At 61.6% G+C, this 25868-nt stretch carries 24 protein-coding genes and 2 pseudogenes; 25 read left to right on the top strand and 1 reads right to left on the bottom strand.

What is annotated here, in order from left to right:
* The first annotated feature begins 67 nt into the window (after window positions 1-67).
* From AB8B02_RS04075 to AB8B02_RS04165, 19 genes and pseudogenes are all read left to right on the top strand, one after another.
* On the top strand, window positions 68-1399 hold the full coding sequence (locus AB8B02_RS04075; RefSeq protein WP_175368201.1) for a tyrosine-type recombinase/integrase: 1332 nt from the start codon (window positions 68-70) through the stop codon (window positions 1397-1399).
* 512 nt (window positions 1400-1911) lie between these two features.
* Window positions 1912-2312 (top strand): annotated as a pseudogene (locus AB8B02_RS04080) (DUF2840 domain-containing protein).
* Complete coding sequence (locus AB8B02_RS04085) at window positions 2309-2821, top strand: S26 family signal peptidase (RefSeq protein ID WP_439063185.1); 513 nt, start codon at window positions 2309-2311, stop codon at window positions 2819-2821. The pseudogene AB8B02_RS04080 and the gene AB8B02_RS04085 overlap by 4 nt, the downstream one beginning before the upstream one ends.
* Before the next feature lie 209 nt (window positions 2822-3030).
* Window positions 3031-3729: a lytic transglycosylase domain-containing protein gene (locus AB8B02_RS04090; protein ID WP_439064583.1), complete on the top strand. Its 699-nt coding sequence runs from the start codon at window positions 3031-3033 to the stop codon at window positions 3727-3729.
* Window positions 3730-3979: 250 nt separating this feature from the next.
* Complete coding sequence (locus AB8B02_RS04095) at window positions 3980-4825, top strand: type IV secretory system conjugative DNA transfer family protein (protein WP_439063186.1); 846 nt, start codon at window positions 3980-3982, stop codon at window positions 4823-4825.
* A complete protein-coding gene (locus tag AB8B02_RS04100) occupies window positions 4806-5243 on the top strand; it encodes a type IV secretory system conjugative DNA transfer family protein (protein ID WP_439063187.1) in 438 nt (145 codons plus the stop codon). The genes AB8B02_RS04095 and AB8B02_RS04100 overlap by 20 nt, the downstream gene beginning before the upstream one ends.
* Before the next feature lie 4 nt (window positions 5244-5247).
* Window positions 5248-5575 (top strand): annotated as a pseudogene (locus AB8B02_RS04105) (CopG family transcriptional regulator); the annotation flags it as partial.
* Between the two features lie 276 nt (window positions 5576-5851).
* Entirely contained in the window at window positions 5852-6448 is a 597-nt protein-coding gene (locus AB8B02_RS04110; RefSeq protein WP_439063188.1) for a tyrosine-type recombinase/integrase, read from the top strand.
* 436 nt (window positions 6449-6884) lie between these two features.
* Window positions 6885-7532 carry a hydrolase gene (locus tag AB8B02_RS04115; protein ID WP_089267975.1) on the top strand — a complete coding sequence of 216 codons (648 nt, stop codon included), beginning with the start codon at window positions 6885-6887 and terminating at the stop codon, window positions 7530-7532.
* A gap of 31 nt (window positions 7533-7563) precedes the next feature.
* Complete coding sequence (locus AB8B02_RS04120) at window positions 7564-7854, top strand: XapX domain-containing protein (protein ID WP_089267974.1); 291 nt, start codon at window positions 7564-7566, stop codon at window positions 7852-7854.
* Between the two features lie 63 nt (window positions 7855-7917).
* Window positions 7918-9804: an amidohydrolase gene (locus AB8B02_RS04125; protein ID WP_439063189.1), complete on the top strand. Its 1887-nt coding sequence runs from the start codon at window positions 7918-7920 to the stop codon at window positions 9802-9804.
* Complete coding sequence (locus tag AB8B02_RS04130; RefSeq protein WP_439062584.1) at window positions 9801-10223, top strand: DoxX family protein; 423 nt, start codon at window positions 9801-9803, stop codon at window positions 10221-10223. Before AB8B02_RS04125 ends, AB8B02_RS04130 begins: the two co-directional genes overlap by 4 nt.
* Window positions 10220-11854, top strand: a complete 1635-nt coding sequence (locus AB8B02_RS04135; protein ID WP_439063190.1) for an MFS transporter — start codon at window positions 10220-10222, stop codon at window positions 11852-11854. Before AB8B02_RS04130 ends, AB8B02_RS04135 begins: the two co-directional genes overlap by 4 nt.
* Before the next feature lie 20 nt (window positions 11855-11874).
* Complete coding sequence (locus AB8B02_RS04140; protein ID WP_439063191.1) at window positions 11875-12780, top strand: glyoxalase; 906 nt, start codon at window positions 11875-11877, stop codon at window positions 12778-12780.
* Window positions 12746-14176: an alginate export family protein gene (locus AB8B02_RS04145; protein WP_439063192.1), complete on the top strand. Its 1431-nt coding sequence runs from the start codon at window positions 12746-12748 to the stop codon at window positions 14174-14176. The genes AB8B02_RS04140 and AB8B02_RS04145 overlap by 35 nt, the downstream gene beginning before the upstream one ends.
* A gap of 125 nt (window positions 14177-14301) precedes the next feature.
* The gene (locus tag AB8B02_RS04150) at window positions 14302-15456 is read left to right on the top strand and encodes a sensor histidine kinase (RefSeq protein ID WP_439063193.1); all 1155 of its coding nucleotides are present in this window, start codon (window positions 14302-14304) and stop codon (window positions 15454-15456) included.
* Window positions 15453-16595: a sensor histidine kinase gene (locus AB8B02_RS04155; RefSeq protein ID WP_439063194.1), complete on the top strand. Its 1143-nt coding sequence runs from the start codon at window positions 15453-15455 to the stop codon at window positions 16593-16595. Before AB8B02_RS04150 ends, AB8B02_RS04155 begins: the two co-directional genes overlap by 4 nt.
* The gene (locus tag AB8B02_RS04160; RefSeq protein WP_439063195.1) at window positions 16592-17233 is read left to right on the top strand and encodes a response regulator transcription factor; all 642 of its coding nucleotides are present in this window, start codon (window positions 16592-16594) and stop codon (window positions 17231-17233) included. Before AB8B02_RS04155 ends, AB8B02_RS04160 begins: the two co-directional genes overlap by 4 nt.
* Before the next feature lie 235 nt (window positions 17234-17468).
* A complete protein-coding gene (locus AB8B02_RS04165; RefSeq protein ID WP_439063196.1) occupies window positions 17469-18419 on the top strand; it encodes a helix-turn-helix domain-containing protein in 951 nt (316 codons plus the stop codon).
* 519 nt (window positions 18420-18938) lie between these two features.
* Here the strand turns inward: AB8B02_RS04165 and AB8B02_RS04170 are convergent.
* Window positions 18939-20363, bottom strand: coding sequence for an NAD-dependent succinate-semialdehyde dehydrogenase (locus tag AB8B02_RS04170; protein WP_439063197.1), 1425 nt, complete (start codon window positions 20361-20363; stop codon window positions 18939-18941).
* Window positions 20364-20632: 269 nt separating this feature from the next.
* Here AB8B02_RS04170 and AB8B02_RS04175 point away from each other — a divergent pair, with 269 nt between their 5' ends.
* The 6 genes from AB8B02_RS04175 (at window position 20633) to AB8B02_RS04200 (ending at window position 25826) form a co-directional block, all read left to right on the top strand.
* The gene (locus tag AB8B02_RS04175; RefSeq protein ID WP_439063198.1) at window positions 20633-21631 is read left to right on the top strand and encodes a Bug family tripartite tricarboxylate transporter substrate binding protein; all 999 of its coding nucleotides are present in this window, start codon (window positions 20633-20635) and stop codon (window positions 21629-21631) included.
* Entirely contained in the window at window positions 21618-22013 is a 396-nt protein-coding gene (locus AB8B02_RS04180) for a hypothetical protein (RefSeq protein WP_439063199.1), read from the top strand. The genes AB8B02_RS04175 and AB8B02_RS04180 overlap by 14 nt, the downstream gene beginning before the upstream one ends.
* Window positions 22010-22855: an alpha/beta fold hydrolase gene (locus tag AB8B02_RS04185; RefSeq protein WP_439063200.1), complete on the top strand. Its 846-nt coding sequence runs from the start codon at window positions 22010-22012 to the stop codon at window positions 22853-22855. Before AB8B02_RS04180 ends, AB8B02_RS04185 begins: the two co-directional genes overlap by 4 nt.
* Before the next feature lie 26 nt (window positions 22856-22881).
* Window positions 22882-24093 carry an ABC transporter substrate-binding protein gene (locus tag AB8B02_RS04190; RefSeq protein ID WP_439063201.1) on the top strand — a complete coding sequence of 404 codons (1212 nt, stop codon included), beginning with the start codon at window positions 22882-22884 and terminating at the stop codon, window positions 24091-24093.
* Between the two features lie 80 nt (window positions 24094-24173).
* Window positions 24174-25061 carry an NAD(P)-dependent oxidoreductase gene (locus tag AB8B02_RS04195; RefSeq protein WP_439063202.1) on the top strand — a complete coding sequence of 296 codons (888 nt, stop codon included), beginning with the start codon at window positions 24174-24176 and terminating at the stop codon, window positions 25059-25061.
* A 12-nt stretch (window positions 25062-25073) separates the two neighbouring features.
* A complete protein-coding gene (locus AB8B02_RS04200; protein ID WP_439063203.1) occupies window positions 25074-25826 on the top strand; it encodes an IclR family transcriptional regulator in 753 nt (250 codons plus the stop codon).
* Window positions 25827-25868 lie beyond the last annotated feature (42 nt).

Raw genomic sequence — 25868 nt, forward strand, 5'->3', positions numbered from 1 at the left:
GGTCTGAGACCCGGTTCTTGCCGGTCCGATCATTCCCGCGTGGGCACAAGACGGAAGGGCAGGGACCGTGGGAGAGCCGATCAACTATTTGACACTGACCGACACGGTCATCCGCGACACGACAATGCCACCGGGCAAGGCGCAGCATTACCTCCACGACGACAAGCTGCCCGGTCTGGCGCTGCGCATGCGCGCGACGGGCGGCCGGACCTGGGTTTACCTGTTCACCAAGCCGGGAGTGAGAGGCACTCAGCGCAAGACCCTCGGGGCCTGGCCAAGGTTCAATGAGCGGGCGGCTCGGAAGGCCGCCACCATCGCCGCTAGTGAGGTGGTCACAGGGGTCGATCCGAACGACGCCAAACGAGAAGCCAAGCGCCGGCAACTGGCCGAGATGCAGCGCACTACGCTGGTGGCCTTGATCAGTGAAGACGGCCCTTATCAGACATCCCTGACCGGACGCCAAGTCGTGAACTGGAGGCCTGCGATGTCGGCGCTGCGGCGCGGTCTCAAGGATCATTTCGATCTCGCCATCGGCGAATTGACGCGCCGGCAAATCATGGCGGCAGTGGACAAGACCGCCAAGACCGGTAAGCGCGGTGCAGCCAGGGACTTGCGCAAGCACACCCACACATTCCTCGAGTGGTGTGTCGGCGAAGGTTACGTCGAGCACAACGTGCTTGCCGGCTATCGCGCGCCGAAAGAGACCCGTGCGCAGAGGGTCGGGCGCCGAACGAAGGGCCGCGCGCTGATGGATGAGGAGATCATCAAGGTCTGGCACGCATCCGGCAAGCTCGGGGCTTTTGGACAATTAGCACGCATGTGCCTGCTCGGCGGTCCGCGCCGCAGCGAGCCAACCATCATTGAGTGGCGAAAGCACATCATGGATGACCGCATCACCTTCGATGCGGCGTGGACCAAGATGGGCCTGCATCACGACGTGCCGCGCACTCATCTCGTTGACGAGGTGCTCACAGCTGCGAAGCATTTCCAGCGCGCAACGTCCGACTACGTCTTCCCGTCACCAAAGACCGGCGGCCAGTTGTCGGGCTTCACCAAGATGGTGAACCGTTTGGTTAAGGAAGCGGGTGTCGCCAGGTTCACCATGCACGATTTGAGGCGCAGCTTGCGCACCGTTATGTCACGGTGCGGCTACGACAACGAAATCCAGCGGTTATGTGTCGGGCAAAAGCCGCGCGGAATCGATCAGGTCTACAATCACGACGAACAGTGGATCATCCGCAAGATGGCGTTCGAAGCTGCTCATGACTACATCGCGCAGTTGGTCGGTGCGCAACGGGTCGGAGGGGTCGTGCGCCTGCAACGGACGAATCCACTTGACCCCATCAAGGCTGAGCTGCTCGGTCGTCTTCGCGAGCATTATGCGGCGGAGGCGTCTTAGTGGCTTTATCGCATCTGGCTAGATAGTCGCGCACCGCATCGACCCGATAGAGCGGGCGACCATCGACATGGCGCCATTTCAGGGGATGGTTCCGATCGCGCCGCCACTGCTCCAGCGCTCCGGGCGTGCGCCGGATGACCGCGGCCGCTTCCAATGCCGTCAAATTCGAGCTGCCCGGCAGCGTATCGATATCGAACGTCGCTGGCGGCGGCATGCCACGTTTCTTGCGAGGGCGCTTCGTGGCACGCGGCATTTTCCCCCTACCTGGCGACGCAAATGCCTCGATCCGAGTCTTTTCGTTCTTGCCGCCCATGCCTCCGCCCCGAACCACCATCGGTCTCAGACAATAAGATCGTAGGCTTCTCCAGCAAAGAAATATAAAGCGCTGGTATGGCTGCTGTGTAGTTGTGGCGTACAAATAGGACGAATCGCCCCCTTTTGCCGCGAAGTTGACGAGCAACTGTGAATCGTAGGGGGCGATCGGCATCCTAATTGTCTGATGGACCTGGCATCTGTGGGGGCACTGTTCGGAGCCGATCCTAGATCGCCGTCGGCGCGTTGTGTCGTTCACACCCGGCAGCTCTTCGCGTTCGTCCGCTGGACCTCAAATGACTTTGGCACGGTCATCTCGCGGATCGACATCTTGCGGGCAGTCGCGGCCGGTCAGCGTTGCACCACGGTGCCCTATGTGACGCCCGGCGGCGATATTCTGTTGCGGTTGTCGGGCTGGCCCAAGGTCGAGCGAGTGCTGCAACTGATCGATGCGATCGAAGCGCTTGGCATCGATCCCGCGGACGCTGCACTTGATTGTTGGCATCACGTCCATAACCGCCTCTCCGTTAATGAAGCTCCGCGAACCTACACCAAGTCGCGTCACCAAGCTTGGCTTCACAGGCGGAGGATTATGCCATGAATGGCCGGTTCTCGACGCTCGCAGTCATGCTTGTTGGGGTCGCCGTTCTCGTTGCACCGGTCGTCGCGGAGCCGGTTCCACTCTACCTGTGGAATGCTTCCGAAAGTGTACCGCTTGGCCTCTATCGCTTACGGCCCGCAGACAGACTGTTTGTCACCGAACTCGTCGCCATCAAGCCACCAGAGCCGCTGGCGAGTTTTCTTAACATGAACGGCTATCTGCCGGTCGGCATTCCCATGTTGAAGCGCGTGCTGGCGCTGCCCAGGCAAACGGTTTGCAGAAGCGGACACACTATCTCGGTCGATGCGATCGACATGGGAGAGGCGCGCGAGCGAGACAGTCGCGGCCGGCCGCTGCCAGTCTGGCACGGCTGTCGTGTTGTCGGCGAAGACGAACTCTTTCTCATGAACTGGCAGTCCAGGGACTCGCTGGACGGTCGCTACTTCGGGCCGATCGCGGCATCCGCAGTTGTTGGCCGTGCATTCCCTGTCTGGACCAAGGAGGAGTGATGGTGCGCATCTCTCTTTCTCGATCTGCCATTCCTCTGTTCGACCGGATGCTGCACCATTCCTCCGTCCCGACCAACATTCGCAAAGCCGCCGGGCGCGGCGGCGGTCCAGGGCGGCCGCAAGGCCGGCGCGAAGCAGCTTTACCCTGGACGGGCGTGAGCACGGCGGCATGCTTGGGTCGTTTAAAGACGGCAGCTTGTACCGTCGTAATGGTGTTGTCGTTTGCGATCGTGCTGGTGCATGCCGCACAAGCTGATAACGCATCAACCGGACGTCCGCCGAGCGCACGGCCTGCCGGGTCGTTTGCGATTCTCATCGAAGAGGCCTCACGTCGCTTCGGCGTGCCGGCGCGTTGGATACGCACCGTCATGACCCTCGAAAGTGCAGGTGACGTGTGGGCCAGATCGCCAAAAGGTGCGATGGGGTTGATGCAGATCATGCCCGCGACCTGGGCAGACCTGCGCATACGTCATCGCTTTGGCGACAATCCATACGATCCGCGCGACAACATTCTGGCAGGCGCAGCGTATCTCCACGAACTACACGACCGCTATGGCTCGCCCGGTTTCCTTGCGGCGTATAACGCGGGACCAGGCCGCTACGAACAGTATCTCGCGGGCCGTCCATTGCCGGCCGAGACCCGCGCTTATGCGGCAACGCTTGCTCCCCTGTTCGGTGGCGCCGAACTCGCCAGTCCGCTCTCCGTCGCAGTAGTTCACGCGAAGTCATGGACCGAGGCGCCGTTGTTCATCGCGCGACCCGAACGCGCAACCGCTGCCGATCAGGTGTCGGCTGAGCGTCGATCGAACCGCGCTTCGGCGAGCGATCTGTCGCGCAATATCTCTGCGTTCGTGCCGCAAGCGGGCAGTCTGTTCGTTGCACGATCCAGTGCGGGAGACCTGCAATGACGGGATGTGCAGTCTGGCGTGCCATGGCGTGCTCCGGGATAGAATGGCTGGGAAGGCCAAGGCAACGGGGAAACACGACAGCGGGACGGCGAGATAAAAGCGGCTCGCCGCTCGAACCACAAGCCATTGGAATGGCTAGGGTTCGGCCGTGCCGGTCGGTCGGGGCGCGTGCCGCGCCTCAGGCTTTCGCCAATGAACTCAAGAATGTTTTCGGCACTGTCCGTTCTTGCTTGCTCGCGGAGCCATTGCAGTGAGCGCAGGCGACAGCGATTTACGAGTCCGGCCTGGCCGCATCCGCGGCACGCGAGCGCCAAAGCCCAAGAGCTTCATCAACCGGGTGCTGCGCGCGGCGAAGAAGGCCGGTCACAGCTCCAGTCTTGCAGCTGCGGGCAAGCGTTCCTCGAGCTACGGGCGCTCGACCTTCGGGCGCGGCCGGATCAGGTTTAGCCGCAGCCGCCTGTTCAGCCCGGCGCGGCGCGTGGTGGTGAAGGCGCGCGTCGTTCGTCACCAGGGACGATCCTTCCGTTCCGCGCCGCTGACCGCTCATCTCTCGTACCTCAAACGCGACGGCGTCACCCGTAACAGCGAGAAGGCGGTGATGTTCGATGCCGGCAGTGACCGCGCTGACGATGCCGCCTTCGCGGATCGCTGCAAGGACGACCGGCATCATTTCCGCTTCATCGCCTGGCCCGAGGACGCCGGCGAGATGACCGATCTCAAAGCCTTCACGCGCGATCTCGCCCGGCAAATGGAAGTCGATCTCGGCACCCGGCTCGCGCTCGGCCGGCTCGACTTCTTAGAATCCGCGCTGGCCTTCATGGCAGGTTACGGCATCAAAAGCCTCCTGATCGCGCAGTCGCTGAATCAGATCGAGAAAGCCTACGGGCCCAACAACGCGATCCTCGACAACTGCCATGGACGAGCGCACGGCGAAGCGTGTCTCCGATGCGCTGAGGACAGCAACCGAGATGCGCGCCATGAAGAACTATGCCGGTCACCGGCTGAATCCGTGGCTTGGTCACCTCATGGTCTCGCGGCAGGAGACGGCAAGGCCGCTGCTCACGCCGGGCGAGGTGATGCAGCTCCCGCCCACTGACGAGATCGTCATGGTTGCCGGCACGCCCCCGATCCGGGCGAAGAAAGCTCGCTATTACGAGGATCACCGTTTCACCGAACGGGTGCTGACGCCGCCCGATCCGGCGAAGTCTGGCCGGTCGTCACGGACGGATGGGTGGTCAGCTCTAACGCCGCAGGCACCGGACGCCGTGTTGCTTGGTGAGATCCAGAAGGCGGAACAGGATGCCGCCAATAGCGGCTTGCGTCGCGAACCCGAGCTTCCCGACCATGTCGCCATTGCCAAGGAGGCGACTGATCCGAGGCCTGCGGAAGAGTTCGCCGCTGTGCTCGACGACGAGTCGGACGATGCAGCCCGTCAGGCTCGCATCCTGCACCAGCAGATGCGTGGCATCGCCCGCCAGGTCTCGCTCGACCCGAATGACGGTATGGAGTTGTGAGACCATGCGCGACCGGATGAACGTGTATTTCCCGCCGGACCTTCTGAAGCAGATCGCCGATCTTGCCGACCGCAAGAAGCTTTCCCGATCGGCGATCGTGGAAGCGGCGGTCACCTCGTTTCTGTCTCCGGATGGGGAGGATCGGCGCGAGGCGGCGTTCGCGCGCCGTCTCGACCGGCTGTCGCGCCAAGTCCAACGTCTCGAACGCGATCTTGGGGTTACCCGCGGAAACGCTGGCCCTGTTCGTCCGCTTCTGGCTGACGATCACGCCGCCCTTGCCGAACGATGCGCAGGCTGCCGCCCAGATCAAGGGCCGCGAGCGGTTTGGCGGCACCTGCTTTTAAAGAGTCTTTTTGTAGTAACGTTGCACAGATAGCGGCTGCCACGCCGAGACGATCTGACCAAAATAGCGGTTCCGTCTTCCGGAGGCATTCGTAACGGGGGACAGACACCGAAAGAACTCACGGCCCGCTTATATCTCGTCAATCGGAGAATTACATACACTTGGCGGCCGCTTATGGCGCTAAGGCGCCATTTAGCCCTATAGCGTAGATTCCTCTTGCTCGATGGGAGTGGTGGGGCTGGGACGGGTGGCATGGAGTCTTGCTATGCCTGTCTGGAATAAGGGGCAGATCGTTGGTCAAAAACTTCCGTTAAAACCGAAAGAAGTCTGGGGAATACGAACCAGATTGGAGGTTGCCTCGAATCTCCGAGAGCTTGCTCTCTTCAACCTTGCGATCGACAGTAAGCTTCGCGCTTGCGATTTGACGTCGATCAAAGTGAGCAATTTGACGATATCGGGCGTCCTACGCGATCGGGCGACGGTCATCCAAAGAAAGACCGGACGGCCGGTCCAGTTCGAGCTCTCCGAGCACACAAGGTCCGCATTGGAGAAATGGATCGTTGAACGAGAACTGACATCGGCAGACCACCTGTTTCCGAGTCGGATGTGCTCAAAACTTCATTTGTCCGCCCGACAATACGGGAGAATCGTAGATCGATGGGTCACCAGTATCGGGTTGGACCGAAGACGCTATGGGACGCATTCGATGCGTCGGACAAAAGCATCTCAGATTTATAAGAAAACCGGAAATCTTCGAGCGGTGCAATTGCTCTTAGGCCACACAAAACTCGAAAGTACGGTGCGGTATCTTGGAATTGAGGTAGATGATGCACTTGTCATGTCTGAGCAGGTGGACCTCTAAAGCGATCTAAGGCGCATCATGCAGTGACGCGCTTTTTTTGGCGCGAAGCAGCCACTACGAAATAGTCGCTTGTGAATCAAGACGGGGATGCAGCTCAATCCGTCTTGAATTCATTTGAAAGGAAGCGGAGGCCTCGGCGCGAGGTTCGAGCTATCCTGGAGTTGGCACAACTTTGGTCGGTAATTGTTCGCGCGGTTTGGCGAGACACGATAGACCGCAGTAAGTCACCTACGACATAGTGCCGTGACCGATCATTCAAAGTCGATGACTTCCAGACAAGACGCTGTCCGCCATTCTCGCGCACATAGCGTGGAGACTTCGCGGTCCAGACCGGTCGCTCGTAAAACCAGAAGTAGCGCCCGTCATCAGCTGAAGAAAATTCGCCTGCGGCGTGCGCGAGTTTGAAATCGTCACAATCCTTTCACGGAGAACCAGAATGTCATTTCAGGAAATGCTGACCCCGCAGAATAGCGCCATCGCGCTGATCGATTTTCAGCCTGCGATGTTCCAGGGCGTCCAGTCGCACGATCGCCTTGTCACATTGAACAACGTCCAGATTCTTGCAAAAGCCGCGAAGCTCTTCAAGATTCCGACCGTTCTGACAACCGTTGCGGCAGAGTCGTTTTCCGGCCCGTTCATCCCCGAGGTGGTGTCGCTGTTTCCAGGACAGGAGATCATTGATCGCACCTCAATGAATTCGTGGCTCGATCCGAACTTCCGCAAAGCCGTCGCCGCCACCGGCCGCAAGAAATTCGTGATCGCCGGTCTGTGGACCGAAGCCTGTGTGATCTTCCCGACCCTAGACATGCTGCGCGAAGGCTTTGAAATCTACATTGCTGCCGACGCCTGCGGCGATCTCTCGCCGGAAGCGCATGAGCGTGCCATGCAGCGCGCCATCCAGGCTGGCGCGGTGCCGATCACGTCCTCGCAATATGCGTATGAGCTGCAGCAGGATTGGGCGCGCAGCGAGACCTATGAGGGCATGATGGACATCCAGCGCGCGCATTCGCCTTACGGCATCCAGATCCGCTTCTCGAAGTGGGCGCTCGGCGAGCACGCTTCCGAAGGCGGCCCGGCCAAGTAGGCCGTCACGTCACACAACCGAGGACAACGACATGAAAGCGCACATGATCTCCCTTGGCGCAGGCCTGCTGGTGGGCGTCATCTACAGTCTGATCAATGTGCGCTCTCCGGCGCCACCGGTGGTGGCGCTGGTCGGCCTGCTCGGCATTCTCGTCGGCGAGCAATTGCCGCCGTTGGTACGCAGCCTCTGGCAGAAGGAGCCGGTGGTGCAGTCCTGGCTCGAACAGGTGAAGCCACACATGTTCGGCCATCTGCCGAAGGGCCAGCGCTCCGATACGCGTGTCGTGGCCGAGAAGGCGCCGCAGCCGCCCGCCGGCGGTTAGTCTCCGGCACCCGCCTCACGATCACATTGCCTGTTCAATTCACTATCGCCGAAGGAACTCCCCATGACCGAGCCGCAGACCTCCGATCTCATTCTCCATCGTGGCCTGTTCACGACGCTCGATCGCTCCAATCCCGTCGCCAGCGCGGTGGCCATCAAGGATGGTCGCTTCACCCATGTCGGCCATAACGCGGACATTCTGCCCCTGGCGGGACCGAAGACGAAGGTCGTCGACCTCAAGGGCAAGCGCGTGCTGCCCGGCCTGATCGACAATCACTTGCACATCATTCGCGGCGGCCTGAACTTCAACATGGAGCTACGCTGGGATGGCGTGCGCTCGCTTTCCGACGCCATGAACATGCTGAAACGTCAGGTCGCCATCACCCCGCCGCCGCAATGGGTGCGCGTTGTCGGTGGCTTCACCGAGCATCAGTTCGTCGAGAAGCGGTTGCCGACAATCGATGAGTTGAATGCCGTCGCGCCGGATACACCGGTATTCCTGCTGCATCTCTATGATCGCGCACTGCTCAATGGCGCCGCGCTGCGCGCCGTCGGCTATACGAAGGACACGCCAAACCCGCCAGGCGGTGAGATCATTCGCGACGCTAACGGCAATCCGAACGGGCTGCTGCTGGCCAAGCCCAATGCCGGCATTCTCTATGCGACGCTGGCCAAGGGGCCGAAGCTGCCATTCGACTATCAGGTCAACTCCACCCGCCATTTCATGCGCGAGCTCAACCGCCTCGGTGTCACCGGCGCCATCGATGCCGGCGGCGGTTTCCAGAACTATCCCGAGGATTATGCCGTCATCCAGAAGCTGCATGACGAGAATCAGTTGACGATCCGTCTCGCCTATAACCTCTTCACCCAAAAGCCGAAGGGCGAGAAGGACGACTTCCTGAACTGGACCAAGACGTCCAAATACAAGCAGGGCGACGACTATTTCCGCCATAACGGCGCTGGCGAAATGCTGGTGTTCTCTGCTGCCGATTTCGAGGATTTCCGCCAGCCGCGCCCGGATATGGAGCCGGAAATGGAAGGCGAGCTCGAGGATGTTGTGCGCGTTCTGGTCCAGAACAAATGGCCGTGGCGTATGCACGCGACCTATGACGAGACCATCAGCCGTGCGCTGGATGTGTTCGAGCGCGTCAATCAGGAGATGCCGCTGGAAGGGCTAAACTGGTTCTTCGACCACGCTGAAACGATTTCGGATCAGTCGATCGACCGTATCGCCGCCCTTGGTGGCGGCATCGCCGTGCAGCACCGCATGGCCTATCAGGGCGAATATTTCGTCGAGCGCTACGGCCATGGCGCCGCAGAAGCGACGCCCCCGGTGTCGAAGATGCTCGCCAAGGGCGTCAAGGTTTCCGCCGGCACTGATGCCACGCGCGTGGCCTCCTATAATCCGTGGGTGTCGCTGTCCTGGCTGGTCACCGGCCGTACCGTCGGCGGCATGCAGCTCTATCCGCAGCGCAACTGCCTCGACCGCGAAACGGCGTTGCGCATGTGGACCGAAAACGTAACGTGGTTCTCGAACGAAGAAGGCAAGAAGGGCCGCATCCAGGTTGGCCAGCTCGCCGATATCGTCGTACCCGATCGTGACTTCTTCTCCTGCGCGGAGAACGAGATTGCCGACACGAGCGCAGTGCTGACAATCGTCGGCGGAAAGGTTGTCTATGCCGTCGGTGATTTCGCCAAGCTCGACGAGAATGCGCCGCCGCCGGCGATGCCGGACTGGTCACCTGTACGCACCTTCGGCGGCTACGGCGCATGGGCTGCACCCGATGCGAATGGACAGGTCGTCGCGCAGAAGATGGCGATGACCTGCGGCTGCGCCAATTCCTGCGGCGTGCACGGCCACGATCACGCGACAGCGTGGTCCAGCAGGCTGCCCATCGCCGATCTCAAAAGCTTCTGGGGCGCAATCGGCTGCGCGTGCTGGGCGGTATGATCACGAATCTCGCACGTCGCGTGATCGGGGCACCCGTTATGCATTGGCTGGGTTTGCTCTGCCTGTGTGCGGCCTATCTGCAGGGCGGGCTCGTCAAGGCGTTCGACCTTCCGGGGGCGATTGCCGAGATGAACCATTTCGGACTGCAGCCGGCGGCGCCCTTCGCGCTGGCGACGATTGGGCTCGAACTGGTTGCCTCGCTATTGATTCTTGGTGGCGTGTGGCGCTGGCTCGGTGCACTCTCGCTGGCAGGCTTTACGCTGATGGCGACATTTCTGGCGAATCGGTTCTGGGAGCTGGCTCCGCCAGAGCGCTTTATGAGCGCCAATTCGTTTTTCGAACATATCGGCCTGTGCGGCGGCTTCCTGCTCGTCGCATGGCATGACCTTAATGACCGGGCCAGGAAGGCAAAACCATGAGCGGAGCCGCCGAGCCGGCCAAGGCAACCAGCGCCTTCGCGCCATTCCGCCAATCCATCTTCGCGGTGATCTGGGTCGCGACGGTGATGGGCAATACCGGCAGCTTCATGCGCGACGTGGCGAGCTCCTGGCTCGTCACAGACCTGTCGGCGGCGCCCGCAGCGGTCACCATGATCCAGGCCGCGGGCACGCTTCCGATCTTCCTGTTTGCGATCCCCGCCGGGGTGCTGTCCGATATTCTCGATCGCCGCAAATTCCTGATCGCGGTGCAGGTGCTGCTCGCCTTGGTGAGCGCGACGCTGATGATGCTGTCTTATTACGGGCTGCTGACGGTCAATCTGCTGATCGGGCTGACCTTCATCGGCGGCATCGGCGCCGCACTGGTCGGGCCGACATGGCAGGCGATCGTGCCGGAGCTCGTGCCGCGGCAGGACATCAAGAGCGCGGTCGCGCTGAATTCACTGGGCATCAATGTCTCGCGCTCGATCGGCCCGGCCGCCGGCGGCATCCTGCTGGCGACATTCGGCGCCGCCGTCACCTATGGCGCCGATGTCATCAGCTACATGTTCGTCATCGCAGCACTGCTGTGGTGGCCACGCGCCAAGGCCGAGAATGACGTGTTGTCAGAGAAGTTCTTCGGCGCGTTCCGGGCCGGATTGCGCTACACCCGCTCTAGCCGTGAACTGCACATCGTGCTGCTGCGGGCAACGATCTTCTTTGCATTCTCCAGCTCGATCTGGGCTCTGCTGCCGCTGGTGGCGCGTAATCTGCTGGGTGGCGATGCCAGTTTTTACGGCGTGCTGCTTGGTGCGGTTGGTGCAGGCGCGATCGGTGGCGCGCTGGTGCTGCCGCGGCTCCGCGCGAAGCTCGACTCCGACGCGCTGCTGCTGATCGCCGCGCTGTTGTCGGCGTGTGTGATGGCTGTACTGTCCTTCGCGCCGCCGAAATGGGTTGCGCTGCCGGTTCTGCTGCTGCTCGGTTCTGCGTGGATCACGGCGCTGACGACGTTCAGTGGCGTCGCGCAGGCGGTGCTGCCGAACTGGGTGCGTGGTCGCGGTCTCGCTGTCTATCTGATGGTGTTCAACGGTGCCATGGCTGCTGGAAGCCTCGGCTGGGGCGCGGTGGCCCAAGCGCTGAGCCTGCCGGCGACGCTGCTGGTTAGCGCATGCGGTCTCGCCGTCGCCGCCTTCATCATGCACCGGGTGAAGCTGCCGACAGGCGAAGCCGATCTCACGCCGTCCAATTACTGGCCGGAGCCGCTGACGTCGGACGAGGTCGAACATGACCGGGGGCCCGTCCTGATCCTGATTGAATATCGAATCGCGCGTCAAAACCGCGCGCCGTTCTTCACCGGGCTCAAGCGCCTCTCCGAAGCGCGTCGTCGCGATGGCGCTTATGGCTGGGGCATCACCGAGGATGCCGCCGATCCGGAGAAGATCGTCGAATGGTTCCTGGTGGAATCATGGGCGGAGCATCTGCGGCAGCATCACCGCGTCTCGAAGGCTGATGCCGATGTGCAGCGCGAGATGACGCAATATCACATCGGGCCCGACGCCCCCGTGGTCCGGCATTTTCTGACGCTGGATCTGAAAAACCCGACGTCGAAGCCCGAACTGGTCAATCAGCACTAGTCGCCACAAGGACTGCCATGATGCGTTTGTTCAAATTCACCGCCGCCATTCTTTCCATCGCGTTGCTATCGGCCGCGCCGCAAGATGCATGGTCGCGCGAGGCGCCGGCGAAGGTCGGCTTTGCCGTCGGCGCGCAATATGACACGACGCACGTCTATGTTGCGCCGGACGAGGTCGATCGCTTTGTCGAAAGCTTCATCGCGACTTTTGGTGGCAAGAGCACCAAACAGGTAGTTGCGACAATGACGCCGACGCCGAGCAGCACGACGTCGCAGCTTCTGCTGACCCCGGCAGGGTCGGTCTCGGTGTTTGGCTTCAAGACTCCGATTCCCTATCCATTCGGCCATGAGCGCACCGGCTATCTCGTTACAGATATCGATGCCGCCGTCAGAGCCGCGCAAGGCGCGGGCGCCGACGTGCTGGTCAAGACGTTTCCCGATCCGATCGGCCGCGACGTCGTTGTGCAATGGCCGGGCGGCATCAACATGCAGCTCTATTGGCACACGACGGCGCCGTCCTATCCGGAACTGCAGACGGTCCCGGAAAACCGCGTCTACGTTCCGGCCGGCCGGGCCGATCAGTTCGTGAAGAGCTTTGTCGCTTTCTCGAAAGGCAACGTTGTCTCCGACACGGCGAAGGCGCCGGGCATCGAGATCGGCCGACCCAACGATACCTACCGTCGGGTTCGCATCACGTCGAAGTTCGGCAAGATGACTGTGCTGGTGACCGACGGCGTGCTTCCTTATCCTTATGGCCATGAGCTGACCGGCTATGAAGTGCCGTCGCTCGACGAGACGCTGGCCAAGGCGAAGACGGTCGGTGCCACGGTGCTGGTCGAGCCCTATGTCGCGGATGCGCGCCGCGCAGCGCTGGTAAAATTCCCCGGAGGCTATGTTGCCGAGATTCACTCTGCCGTCGGCAAGTAAGGCTTGGATAGCCGCGACCGCGCTGGCCTTTAGCGCGGTCCTGCTGCCGCCTGCGCATGCGGACGATTCAGCGCTAACGCCAGCGCGCCCGAAGCTTCTAACCAATCGCTGGCAGGAAGACTGGTCTGCGCTCGCCACTTCGGCGTTGCGCACCGAGCCATTCGACGCTCTGAAATATATCCCGCTCTTTGTCACCGATCCGAAAAGCTATATCTCGCTAGGTGCTAGTCTGCGCGAGCGATTTGAGTTCAACGACGCTCCGAATTTCGGCGTCGGCAATACGCGCGGCGATTCCTATCTGCTGCAACGGCTGCAGATGCATGTCGACATCCGGCTGAACGAGAACTGGCAGATCTTCACGCAGCTGGAGGATGTCCGCACCATTGACAAGGCGAGCGTCTCGCCGGTCGACCAGAACCAGCTCGATCTGAGACTGGCATTTATCGCCTATAGCGGTGCGCTGGGTGATGGCATCTTCAAGGCGCGCGTCGGCCGGCAGGATTTTGCCTTCGATCTGCAACGCTTTGTGTCCTCGCGCGACGGGCCGAATGTGCGGCAGTCCTTCGATGCGGTGTGGGCGGATTACGAGACCGGGTTGTGGCGTTTCATCGGCTTTGTCAGCCAGCCGGTGCAATATCGCTTTGGCGATGTGTTCGACGACTTCTCCGGCCAGAATTTCCGCTTCAGCACTGCGCGTATCGAACGCAAGGTGTTCGGCGACAACGAACTCTCCGGCTACTACTCCCTGTTCGAGCGGTCGTCTGCGCGTTATCTCGACGCCCTGGGCGAAGAGACGCGGCACATCTTCGACGTCCGCTTTGCCGGTAATGCCAATGGCTTCGATTGGGATCTCGAGGCGATGGGGCAGACAGGGCATGTCGGGCCTAAGGAGATCGAGGCCTGGGCACTGGGCGGCCGCACCGGTTACACATTCTCTAACGCCGCATGGACGCCAAGGATCGGCTTGCAGGCGGATGCGGCGTCAGGTGACGGGCGTGCGGGTGACAACACGATCGCTACGTTCAATCCGCTGTTCCCGAACGGCTACTATTTCTCGCTGGCAGGCTATACCGGCTACGCCAACCTGATCCATCTCAAGCCGACACTGACGGTGAAGCCCATTGCCAATCTGACGGTGACCGCCGGGCTCGGCATGCAGTGGCGCCAGACGGTTGCCGATGCCGTTTATGTTCAGCCCAACGTTGCCGTCGCGGGCACGGCTGGGCAGGGCAGCCGCTGGACGGGGGTCTATTCGCAGCTTCGAGCGGATTACGTCTTCAACGCCAACCTGACCGGAGCCGTCGAGGCGGTGCATTACGCCATTGGCGACACGGTGCGGAACGCCGGCGGGCACGACAGCAATTATCTGGGTTTGGAGCTCAAATATGGGTGGTAACCGGACGTCCGGAGGCCATGAGGCGTGGTTTCATTTTGTGCCGCGGCGGAATAGGTTACACGCTCGCCCGCCATCGGTCCCGTTTTGGCGTGATGGTTCGGATGATGCCGACATAAGTGCCTGACATGTGGAATGAACGCGATCGCATCGCGGCCTTGCATCGATACGATATTCTCGATTCTGCATCTGATGTGGATTTCGCAGACTTCGTGCAGATCGCGTCGGATATCTGCGATGCGCCGATCGCGGCCATCAATCTGATAGATGGCGACCGGCACTGGACCCTTACCGGTATCGGGCACGGCGATCGGGAACTGCCGCTCGATCATTCGATCTGCGCGCAGGCGATCCGCCAGACGGATCTTTTCGTGATCCCCGATCTGTCTTCGGATACACGCTTCCAGCATAATCCATTGGTGAGCGGGGGTCCCAGGCTCCGCTTTTATGCCAGCGCGCTGCTGGAAACACAGAACGGACTGCCGATCGGTACCGTTTGTGTGTTGGATCACACGCCGCGCCCGGATGGTCTGTCGACACGCCAGCGCTTCACGCTGCAGGCGCTCGCGCGGCAGATCATGAACCAGCTCGAGCTCCGCCGCGCGATGATGGACATCACAACCGGAAACGCTGCACGGGAAAGACTGGAAGCATCGCTGAACGAAAAGGAAGCGCTGCTCAAGGAAGTGCATCACCGCGTCAAGAACAACCTGCAGCTTATCAGTAGTCTCCTGAACCTGCAGGCGTCGCGCATCACCGACCCGATCACCGCGGCGCTGTTTGCGGATAGCCGCAACCGTGTGCGGTCGATGGCGCTGGTGCATGAAAATCTGTATCGCGCCGGCAACTTCGCTGAGATCCAGATGCAGACCCATGTGCTCAGTCTGTGCACGCATCTGCGCCGCGCCTATGGGCGGGTTCGCGTCGAGATCACGGCCGAAAGCGATGACGTCACGCTTGATATGGATCGCGCTGTCTCCTGCGGCCTCATCATCAACGAGCTCGTATCCAATGCGTTCAAACACGCCTTTCCCGGCAAACGCAGCGGATATATCAAGGTCAGGTTCGGCCGCAGCGCGAACGGGACATGTATTCTGACCGTCGCGGATGACGGCATCGGGATGCCGGAGCAGTTCGACTTCATCGAAACCAGATCACTCGGTCTGCAGCTGGTGCGCGATCTCGTCGAGCAGTTGCATGGGACGTTCTCTGTCGATCGCACCGGCGGCACCACTTGCACCCTTACATTCCAGGCTGGCCGTAGCGCGAGGCTTGCGCCATGACAACGCGCGCTCGCGTGATGGTGGTTGAGGACGATCGCATCGTTGCCCGCGATATCAGCGAGCAACTCGGCCGGATCGGTCATTCCGTGATCGGGGTGACGGCCCGCGGCGAGGCGGCCGTTGAGCTTGCGATCAGCAATCGCCCCGATCTGGTGCTGATGGACATCCGTCTGGAAGGCGATATAGACGGCATCGATGCCGCCCGACAGATCCGCGGCAGATGCCAAATTCCGGTAGTGTTCCTCACGGCCTATGCCGATGACGAGACGGTCAGGCGCGCCAGTCAAGCCGAGCCATTCGGCTATCTGCTCAAGCCGTTCGAGGATCTGCAACTGCGCACCGTGATCGAAATGGCCCTGTACAAGGACCGCGCCGACCGCAAGCTGCGCGAGAGCACGGCGGCGCTTCAGGTGGCGCATGCGGAGCTGGCGCGCATGTCGCGGATCACCACGATGGGGCAGCTCACCGCGTCCATTGCGCATGAAGTCAATCAGCCGCTGATGGCCGTTGTCATGAATGCCGAGGCCTGCGTGCAATGGCTCAAGGGCGAGAAGGCCAATGTCGGCGAGGCCCGCGCCGCCGCGGAGCGAGCCATCGCGGAGGGGCATCGCGCCGGAGCGATCATCCAGCGCGTCCGCGCGATTGCGCGCAACGCGCCGGTGGTGTTCGAAGAGCTCGCCCTGAACGATATGATCGAAAGCGTCCTCTCCATCGTGCAGCCGGAACTGTCGCGGCAGGGGATTGCGCTGGAAGTCAATCTTCAGCCCGACCAGCCATCGATCGGTGGTGATCGGGTGCAGTTGCAACAGGTGATGTTGAACCTGGTGTCCAACGCGGCCGATGCCATCAATTCATCGGAGAATCAACAACGGCGTGTGACTGTCGTGTCGGCGATGGATCCGTTGGGAGAGGTCTGCGTCACCGTCGAAGATGCGGGGGTGGGTATCGATCCCGATCACCTCGATATGATCTTCAATCCGTTCTTCACGACCAAACGGGATGGCATTGGCATGGGGCTGTCGATCTGCCGTTCCATCATCGATGCCCATGGCGGAAGGCTCTGGGCGGAGCCACGCGTGCCTACCGGCACGCGCTTTCGCTTCACGCTGCCGCCACGTACGCTGCAGGTGACACCGTGATCGCAACTTCGGAGCCAGTTACCGCAGTTGTCGCCGTCATTGACGATGACAAGGGTATTCGCGAGGCCCTGGATGGCATGCTGCGCTCTGTCGGTCTTCAGGTCGAGTGCTTTGCCTCGGCGCAGGAGTTCCTAGCCAAAGACGACCGGGACAAATTTGGCTGTATCGTTCTCGATGTGCATCTGCCCGGTCGTAACGGTCTCGATTTTCTCGATGATCTGGCTGCCCTGCATGTCACAACGCCGGTGATCGTCATCAGTGGCTTTGCCGATGTGCCGATGTCGGTGCGGGCAATGAAGGCCGGCGCCATCGAATTCCTGACCAAGCCCGTTCGCGCGATGGATCTTCTTGCTGCGGTTGAGGCGGCCGTGAAACGCGACCGTGTGACGAAGCAGGCGGCCGAGAAAATCGCTGGCCTCAAGGCGGATTTCGACACCTTGACGGTCAGGGAGCGCGAGGTGTTCGCGTATGTCGCCGCCGGCTTGATGAACAAGCAGATTGCGGCTGCGCTGGACCTGAGCGAGGCCACGATCAAGCTCCATCGCGGCACGATGATGCGCAAGATGCGGGCGAACTCGCTCGCTGACATCGTGCGGATGGCCGACCAGTTGGGATATGAGCCGCCGTCGCTCGCCTAGACCAAGGTCTAGTCAGCCTCCACCATGCTCCAATTGTCTGTCCGCATAAAATTCCGCATTCTGGAAATTATTGAGCCGCAGCCATGTGCAACCATGTGCGTGGCAAAACTGAAATCTGAGGTAGTTCGTTGGGACGTATGAGAACGTCCGGGCGATCTGCAGCGTGCAGCGATGGGGGTGTATGATGGCGGGTACTCGAATTCCCGATGGTGCATCATATGCGGGACCGGTCCACATGCTTGAACCGTTGCCTGTTTCGCCGATGCCGAAATCGAAGATCGATGTGTTCGGCTGTCCCGCCAGCAAACTCCACCAGGATCAGGAGCTGCGCGGCGCCGGGATCAAGTTTTTCCGCAAAGGGAGCGACTATCCGCATCTCGGGCAGGTCGCGACCGCAGCCGACGATCGCGGTTTCCTGATCGGCATCTCGCAAGGTCGTGGTCATCGGCGGCGTGTTTTTCACGAGCATCACGCCACGGGCCAGGAGTTCGAGGAAGGCTCGATTTATATCCGAAACCTAGCGGATGATTATCGTGCCGATCTGCGCGGCGCGTTCGATTTTCTCCTGATGGAGGTGTCGCGGCCGTTCTTGATCGAACTGGCGCAGGAGCATGGGTGGCGCGGCGCGGTCGACCTAGCGTGCCACGCCGGTGACACTGATCCGGTCTTGTTGCGACTCGTCAGCGTGGTCGAGCCCTTTCTGCAGAAGAGTAGCGAGGCGAGTCCGTTGTTCCTCGACCAGCTTGGAACGACGATCGGTATTCATCTGATCGAGCGATACAACAATGCGACCAGTCTCGAACCCACGTCGCAAGGCGCGGCGTTATCGCGGCCACAACTGGCGCTCGCCATCGAAATGCTGAGCAACAACGCTGCCAGTAATGTGCGCGTTGCTGATGTTGCCCAGGCCTGCGGCTTGTCGCGCGGCTATTTCATTCGCGGCTTCAAGAAAGCGACGGGCAAGGCGCCTCACCAGTGGATACTGTCCCAGCGCGTCGAGCAGGCCCGAGGTCTTCTGATGAAGACCGATACGCCGTTGGCCGATGTCGCACTGGCCTGTGGCTTTGCCGATCAAAGCCACTTCACCCGCGTCTTTTCCGCCGCGACTGGACTGCCGCCGGGGGCATGGCGCCGCGCAACTGGCAATGCAGGTTCTCCAGTGCGATTTTCTGAATGTAAGAAATAGTTTGAGTGAGGTGGCGTGCCGCGCGTCCATGTTACGCGCTACCGACAATGTCAGCTCCTGGCGCAAAGCGGACATGGATGAGTTTTTCGGAAGTTCCGCTTGGGGGGCGGTGCGGAGGCGTGGATGCTCTTAAACCTGCTTCTTTATCTGGTTGTCGCGAGCGCCACGATCGTCGGGGGCGGCGCGTAGGCATCAAGATCCGGAAGGATGGCCGCGGCCGGCGTGTCACCTGCACGCGCGGCCGTAGCGTTCTACAGGTCTACGATCTCGGTGCGAGCTCAGGCGCGCAGGCTGGGGTGACCTTTCCCCACTCGCAGGCCCGGCGCTCGCCGAAGCTTCCGTTTGCATGACAACTTCTCGCCACTGATCCACTTCGCGGACGATGTATTTTTGGGAGCGGTACCGTCGCTTAAACCAATCGCACGAGAGCAGATCGTGTCGGTAGATTGCACCCGTGCGACTCTGGTTCTTCAAAAGTCGTTTGAAGAACCAGAGTGCTTCCCAGCCTCCACGAATGTCTCACGCAAATTTATGCGACACGTTCTTCGTCACCGTGTAGCAGGCGAGGCCCTCGGTACCGCCTTCGCGGCCATAGCCTGAGTCCTTGACGCCGCCGAACGGCGTCTCCGCTGTGGATGCGACGAAGTGGTTGATGGTGAGGTTACCGGTTTCCACGTCGTTGGAGATCCGCTGCACGTTGTCGGCTGACTTCGTGAAGGCATAGGCGGCAAGGCCGAACGGCAATGCATTGGCCTTGGCGATGCCTTCGTCGAGATCGCGCACCGGATTGACGAGAGCGAGCGGACCGAACGGCTCCTCGTTCATCGCCAATGCATCGTCCGGCACGTCCGCCAGCACGGTCAGCGGGAAGTAATAGCCGCGATTGCCGACGCGCTGGCCGCCGGCGAGTACGCGGGCTCCGCGCGCCGTCGCATCCGACACCAGCCGCTCCATCGCCTCGATACGACGGCCATTCGCCAGCGGACCGAGTTGGGTCGACGGATCCATGCCGTTGCCGATCTTCAGCTTGGCAGCGCCTTCGGCAAGACTCTTTGCGAAGATCTCGTAGTTCTTCTCGTGCACGAAGAAGCGCGTCGGCGCGACGCAGACCTGGCCCGCATTGCGCGACTTGGTGACGACCGATGCTGCTGCGGTAGTCACCGGATCGGCGTCGTCGCAGATGATGACCGGGCCGTGGCCGCCGAGCTCCATGATCGCCGGCTTCATGTGCTGACCGGCCATGGCGGCCAGATGTTTGCCGACTGGCACCGAGCCGGTGAAGGTGATAAGCCGGATCGCCTGATGCGGCACCAGATAGCCGGAGATTTCGGCGGGATCGCCGAACACCAGATTGAGCACGCCCGCGGGCAGGCCTGCATCATGGAACGCGCGCACCAGCTGCACCGCGCCGGCCGGGGTTTCTTCCGATGCTTTCAGGATGATCGAGCAGCCGGACGCCAGCGCGCCGGCAACCTTGCGCGCCGGTGAGCTCATTGGGAAATTCCACGGCGAGAATGCTGCAACGGGGCCGATCGGCTGGCGATACACGGTGTGTTGCAGACCGGGACCGGCCGGGATCACGCGGCCATACATGCGCATGCCTTCGGTTGCATCCCATTCGATGATCTCGCAGCCGCGCAGGATTTCGAGCTTCGCCTGATCGAGCGGCTTGCCTTGTTCGAGCACCATCGCCGTCGCCATCTCGTCGACGCGCGAGCGGATTAACGCCGCAGCCTTCAGAATGATTTGCGCGCGCCCGTTCGGTGCCGTCTTGCGCCAGACATTGAAGCCGCGCACCGCCGCATCCAGTGCGTCATCGAGATCGGCTCTGGTCGCGTGCGGCACGGTGCCGAGCACGCTCTCATCGGCGGGATTGATGATCGGTGCGCCGGGAGCCCGGCGCCACTGTCCGTCCACGTAAAGCTCGATGTTGGGATAGGCCATGTCGAAGTCCACTTTCTTGGTCGTCGGAAGCGGTTGACTCCGCCTCACTTGCGCGGCATCCAATCATATGTTGATATAATAGAACAACTGTTCTGTCAGACAGAACGTGCTGCAATTGGATGAGATCGAAGATGCGTACGATTGGATGCCACGAGATGGCGGTGAACGCAGCGGCAGATGCCGCGGCGCGCGCCACTTGCGTGTCGGTGATCATGCGTCGGGCGCGCTGAACAACAAAATCATCAAGAATATCGATTGGGAGTTGAAACATGAGAGAGCAGTGGGCTGCGGCGTGGTCGCTCACGCGGCGCGTCGCGATGGCAGGCATGCTGGCGGTGACGACAGCGGTGTTCACACCGGCGCAGGCGCAGGACGCCTATCCGAGCAAGATGATCCGGTTGCTGGTGCCGTTCCCGGCCGGGAGCGCCACCGACGTGGAAGCGCGCTTCCTCGCCGAAAAAGTCGGCGCAGTGCTGGGCCAGAAGATCCTCGTCGACAACAAGCCGGGCGCCAATGCCAATATCGGCGCGGCCGAAGTCGCGCGCGCGCCGGGCGACGGCTATACGCTGTATCTCGCGACCAATTCGACCCATTCGGCCAATGTGCATCTCTACAACAAGATGCCATTCGATCCCGTCGCCGACTTCACGCCAATCGCGCGGTTGACGCGCAATCCACTGGTGATGGTGGTTGCCAAGGATTTTCCGGCGAAGGACCTCAAGGAATTCATCGCTTACGCCAAGGCCAATCCAGGCAAGCTGAGCTATGGCAGCGGCAATACCGGCAGTATGGCGGCGGCGCAGCTCGTGAGATCCATGGCGAGCATCGACGCGGTACGCATCTCCTATCCCGGCACGCCGCAGGCGATCACCGATCTGCTCGGAGGCCGCATCGAATTCATCATTACCGACGTGGCCGTGACGCGTGAGTTCATCAACAATGGCAGCCTCCGCGCGCTCGGCGTGACGACACCGCAGAAGGTCGCGTCGCTACCGGAGGTGGCACCGATGGCCACGGTCGGTCTGCCCGGCTACGACTTCGCTGCCTGGAGCGGATTGTTCGCGCCGAAGAATGTGCCGGCCGACATCGTGCAGAAGCTCAACAAGGCTTTCCTGCAGGTCATGGCGACCGACGAGGCGAAAAAATTCTTCGCCGATATCGGTCTCGAGCCGGATACCAGCACGCCGGAAGGTCTTGCCGACCACGTTAGCAAGCAGACGGAACTGTGGGGCCGCATCATCAAGGAGTCCGGTCTTGAAAAGATCTGATCCGGTCAGCGAGGCATTCTCGCAAATTCCGGCGTTGCTCGAACGCGACGCTGCGCTGATCCAGCGCGGGCGCTTCCTCGACGTCGATTGTCTGCTCGGTTCGACCACGCAGGCGTTCCACGTAGCCATTCGCGCCGGCCGCATCATCGACATGGTGTCGGCGCCGGTGCTGATGCGGTCGTGGACTTTCGGCTATCGCGCGACGCCTGACGCCTGGACCGCATTCTGGCAGCCGATGCCGAAGGCGGGGTGGCACGATCTTCTGTCGCTGACCAAGCGCGGCGAAGCCAAGCTCGAAGGTGACATCAAGCCCTTCATGACCAATTTGCAGTATTTCAAGGATCTGCTGGCACTGCCGCGCAAGTCGGGAGCTGCATCATGACCGGATATATCGAACCCATGATCGGGCGTTACGTGCATGTCGATATCGACGGCACCACGCACCGGATCTATTTCGAGGAAGCCGGCCAAGGCATTCCGCTGGTCTGCCTGCACACCGCCGGCTCGGACAACCGGCAATGGCGCTATCTCCTTGCGGATGAACAGTTCACCAAACACTTCCGCATCATTGCCTTCGACATGCCCTGGCATGGCAAGTCGAATCCGCCAGCGAATTGGGACGGCAGCGAATATCAGCTCACCACCGCGCGCTATACGCAGACGATCCGCGCATTCAGTGCGGCGCTCGATCTCGACAAGCCCGTCGTGATGGGCTGTTCGATCGGCGGCCGGATCGTGCTCAATCTCGCCATCGATCACGCCAGCGAATTCCGCGCCCTGATCGGCCTCGAAGCCGCGGACTTCCAGGCGCCGTGGTACGACACCACCTGGCTTAATCGGCCGGATATCCATGGCGGCGAAGTCTGTGCCGCGCTGGTATCCGGTCTCGTTGCGCCGCAGTCTCCTGCGGAGGCGCGGATGGAGACCCTGTGGGCCTACAAGCAGGGCGGCCCCGGCGTGTTCAAGGGCGATCTGTATTTCTATCGCGTCGACGGCGACCTGCGCGGTCGCACCAAGGCGATCGATACCAAGATCTGTCCGCTCTATCTGCTCACCGGCGAGTACGACTTCTCCTGCATGCCCGAAGACACCGTGCAAACGGCCTCCGGCATCGCGGGCGCGGAAGTCACCGTAATGGAGCAGCTGGGCCATTTCCCGATGAGCGAGAATCCCGCGCAATTCCGGCGTTACATCGCGCCGGTGCTTGAGAAAATCCAACAATAACAGAAAATCTGAGGAGAGGGCATCACATGACAACCAGGGCATTCACGAAAAGTCTTTATCTATCCGCCGCACTCTTGCTGTCGGCGCAGGTCGCCAGCGCTGCCGAGACCATCAAGATCGGCGTGCTGAACGACCAGTCAGGCGTGTTCGCCGACAATGGCGGCGTCGGCTCGGTGGCGGCTGCCAAGCTCGCGGCCGAGGATTTCGGCGGCGAGATTCTCGGGCAGAAGATCGAGGTGGTCACCGCCGATCACCAGAACAAGCCGGACGTCGCTGCGGCCACCGCGCGCCGCTGGTTCGATACCGAAAACGTCGACATGATCGCCGACGGTGCCGCATCGTCGGCCGGCTTCGCCATCCTCGAAGTGGCAAAGCAGAAGGGCAAGATCTTCATCATCAGCGGCCCGGGATCGTCGGACTTCACCGGCAAGGCCTGCTCGCCGGTGAGCTTCCATTTCAACTACGACACCTATGCGCTGTCGAAGCTGACCTCTGAGGCCATCACCAAGGCCGGTGGCAACACCTGGTACTTCATCTCGGCCGACTATGCTTTCGGCCATGCCTTGCAGCGTGATGCGACGAAGTTCATCGAGGGCGCCGGCGGCAAGGTGATCGGTTCCTCCGCACATCCGCTGGGGACCACCGACATGGCCTCGTTCCTGCTGCAAGCGCAGGGCTCCAAGGCCAAGGTCGTCGGTCTCGCCACCTCGGGGGCCGACGTGCAGACCGCGATCAAGCAGGCCGGCGAGTTCGGCATCGTCGAGAGCGGCCAGCAGCTTGCTGGTCTCCTCGTGTTCATCACCGACGTCAATGCGCTCGGTCTCAAGGCGACGCAGGGCCTTCAGGTCACGACCTCGTTCTACTGGGACCTCAATGACGAGACCCGCGCCTGGACAAAGCGCTATTTCGCGATGACCAACAACAGGGTCCCCAGCATGGTGCAGGCCGGTGTGTATAGCGGCGTGCATCACTATCTCGCCGCCGTGAAGGCCGCGGGCACCAAGGACCCGGCCGTGGTCGCCAAGATGATGCACGAGATGAAGGTCAACGACATGTACAACAAGAACGTCACTGTGCGTCCCGATGGCCGCGTGTTGCACAACATGTATCTGGTGCAGGTGAAGAAGCCGGAAGAATCGAAGTACAAGTTCGATTACTACAAGGTCATCACGACGTCACCCGGCGAACAGGCGTTCCGGCCGATGAGCGAAGGCAACTGCCCGCTGGTCAAGGGCTAGGCGAACCACGACATCGCGGGTGCAGCCCTGGCTGCGCCCGCTTCTCGATCTCTCTTGGAATGAAGACGAAGGAGTCCGGCATGGTGACTGCCATTGGTTTTATCGGTCTTGGCGTGATGGGCGAGCCGATGTGCCGCAATCTGGCCCGCAAGTCGGGCGTGCCGGTTTTCGGCTTCGACCGCGCCGATGCGCCGCTGCAGCGTCTCGCGGAAGCAGGCGTCAAGCGCGCAAACTCGCTGGCCGAACTCGCCAAGCAGTGCGACGTCATCTTCATGGCGCTGCCCAGCGGCAAGCATGTGCAGGCCGTGTGCGAGGGCGATGACGGGCTGCTCGCGCGTGCCGGTGCGCGCCACACCGTCGTCGATCTCGGCACCTCGCCGGTCGAAGCCAGCCGCGAACTCGCCGAGCGCTTCGCCGCCAGGGGCGCGGCCTATGCCGATGCGCCGATCGCGCGGACGCGACAGGCCGCGGAAGAGGGCACGCTGAGCGTCATGGTCGGCGCCAGCGCGGCGATCTTCGCCAAGCTGCAGCCCCTGATCGCCACTTTCGCCACCGACATCACCCATTGCGGCGATATCGGCGCCGGCCAGGTGGTCAAGATCCTCAACAATATGGTGCTGATGGAAACCGTCGTCGCGCTCGGCGAGGCGCTGGAAACGGCCAAACGGGCCGGGCTCGATCCCAAGCTGGTGTTCGAGACGCTCTCCAAGGGCTCGGCTGACAGCTTTGCGCTGCGCAATCACGGCATGAAGGCGATGCTGCCCGACACGTTCCCGGAGCGGGCCTTCTCGACTGAATATGCTCGCAAGGACATCTCCTACGCGCTCGATCTTGCCAAGTCGGTGAACATCAAGCTGCAAGGCGCGGAACTTGCCGACAAGATCCTGGGCGAGGCGATTGACGCCGGTGATGGCGACCTCTACTGGCCGGTTTTGGCGCGCGTCATCAAGGCGTCGCGTACGGCCTGATCGGAAGCTCCCATGAAGAAGCCTGCGACCAAACCTGCAACGACGGACGTCCCGGTGCGAGAAGCCGGCGAGGGCGTCGCAGCCGTCGAGCGGGCTTTGTCCATTGTGGCGGCGCTCGAAACCGCTGACCAACCGATGATGCTGGCCGAACTCGCTGTTCGTACCGGCTTCTACAAGAGCACCATCCTGCGCCTTTTGAGCTCGCTGATCCCGACCGGTTATGTCACGCGGCTGCCGGATGGTAGCTACGACCTCGGGCCGACCGCATTTCGCCTTGGCGTCGCTTTCACCCGCAAGAATGCGCTCGGCCATCATGTGGTGCCGGCGTTGCAGGAGCTGGTCGATCGCGGCACCGAGAGCGCCTCGTTCCATGTGCGGCAGGATGCCGACAACCGCGTCTGCCTGTTTCGGGTGAATTCGCGTCACGCGACGCTCGACCGCGTCGAGGCCGGTCACAGCTATGCACTACTGCGCGGCGCGGCCGGACACATCATTCTCGCTTACGCCGGCAGCACCGGAAAACGCTATGACGCCATTCGCGCCACTGGTTTTGATGTCTCGCTCGGCGAACGCGATCCGAGCTGCGCGGCGGTGGCTGCACCTGTGTTCGGCCCGCGCGGCATGCTCGTCGGCGTGATCTCGCTGTCGGGGCCGCGCGAGCGCTTCGGCGCAGCAGAGATCGCCGAGATGAAACGCGTACTGGGCCCCATTGCCAAAAAGCTCACAATGAATCTGGGTGGCGAATGGCCGGCCTATCGACGCTGACAATTTTACACGGGGCGCGAAGCTGCGCAGGAATGGCCTGAT

The organism is Tardiphaga sp. 862_B3_N4_1 (genome assembly GCF_051811085.1).
In the GTDB taxonomy this organism is placed as follows: Bacteria; Pseudomonadota; Alphaproteobacteria; order Rhizobiales; family Xanthobacteraceae; genus Tardiphaga; species Tardiphaga robiniae.

Excerpts from the sequence above, each read along its gene's own strand:
- AB8B02_RS04185 (WP_439063200.1), top strand. The coding sequence starts at position 22,010 with ATGACCGGATATATCGAACCCATGATCGGGCGTTACGTGCATGTCGAT.
- AB8B02_RS04165 (WP_439063196.1), top strand. The coding sequence starts at position 17,469 with ATGCTTGAACCGTTGCCTGTTTCGCCGATGCCGAAATCGAAGATCGAT.
- AB8B02_RS04145 (WP_439063192.1), top strand. The coding sequence starts at position 12,746 with ATGTTGCCGAGATTCACTCTGCCGTCGGCAAGTAAGGCTTGGATAGCC.
- AB8B02_RS04115 (WP_089267975.1), top strand. The coding sequence starts at position 6,885 with ATGTCATTTCAGGAAATGCTGACCCCGCAGAATAGCGCCATCGCGCTG.
- AB8B02_RS04150 (WP_439063193.1), top strand. The coding sequence starts at position 14,302 with ATGTGGAATGAACGCGATCGCATCGCGGCCTTGCATCGATACGATATT.
- AB8B02_RS04090 (WP_439064583.1), top strand. The coding sequence starts at position 3,031 with ATGGTGTTGTCGTTTGCGATCGTGCTGGTGCATGCCGCACAAGCTGAT.
- AB8B02_RS04100 (WP_439063187.1), top strand. The coding sequence starts at position 4,806 with ATGCAGCTCCCGCCCACTGACGAGATCGTCATGGTTGCCGGCACGCCC.
- AB8B02_RS04085 (WP_439063185.1), top strand. The coding sequence starts at position 2,309 with ATGAATGGCCGGTTCTCGACGCTCGCAGTCATGCTTGTTGGGGTCGCC.
- AB8B02_RS04190 (WP_439063201.1), top strand. The coding sequence starts at position 22,882 with ATGACAACCAGGGCATTCACGAAAAGTCTTTATCTATCCGCCGCACTC.
- AB8B02_RS04140 (WP_439063191.1), top strand. The coding sequence starts at position 11,875 with ATGCGTTTGTTCAAATTCACCGCCGCCATTCTTTCCATCGCGTTGCTA.
- AB8B02_RS04175 (WP_439063198.1), top strand. The coding sequence starts at position 20,633 with ATGAGAGAGCAGTGGGCTGCGGCGTGGTCGCTCACGCGGCGCGTCGCG.
- AB8B02_RS04130 (WP_439062584.1), top strand. The coding sequence starts at position 9,801 with ATGATCACGAATCTCGCACGTCGCGTGATCGGGGCACCCGTTATGCAT.
- AB8B02_RS04110 (WP_439063188.1), top strand. The coding sequence starts at position 5,852 with ATGCCTGTCTGGAATAAGGGGCAGATCGTTGGTCAAAAACTTCCGTTA.
- AB8B02_RS04155 (WP_439063194.1), top strand. The coding sequence starts at position 15,453 with ATGACAACGCGCGCTCGCGTGATGGTGGTTGAGGACGATCGCATCGTT.
- AB8B02_RS04195 (WP_439063202.1), top strand. The coding sequence starts at position 24,174 with ATGGTGACTGCCATTGGTTTTATCGGTCTTGGCGTGATGGGCGAGCCG.
- AB8B02_RS04170 (WP_439063197.1), bottom strand. The coding sequence starts at position 20,363 with ATGGCCTATCCCAACATCGAGCTTTACGTGGACGGACAGTGGCGCCGG.
- AB8B02_RS04135 (WP_439063190.1), top strand. The coding sequence starts at position 10,220 with ATGAGCGGAGCCGCCGAGCCGGCCAAGGCAACCAGCGCCTTCGCGCCA.
- AB8B02_RS04200 (WP_439063203.1), top strand. The coding sequence starts at position 25,074 with ATGAAGAAGCCTGCGACCAAACCTGCAACGACGGACGTCCCGGTGCGA.
- AB8B02_RS04120 (WP_089267974.1), top strand. The coding sequence starts at position 7,564 with ATGAAAGCGCACATGATCTCCCTTGGCGCAGGCCTGCTGGTGGGCGTC.
- AB8B02_RS04125 (WP_439063189.1), top strand. The coding sequence starts at position 7,918 with ATGACCGAGCCGCAGACCTCCGATCTCATTCTCCATCGTGGCCTGTTC.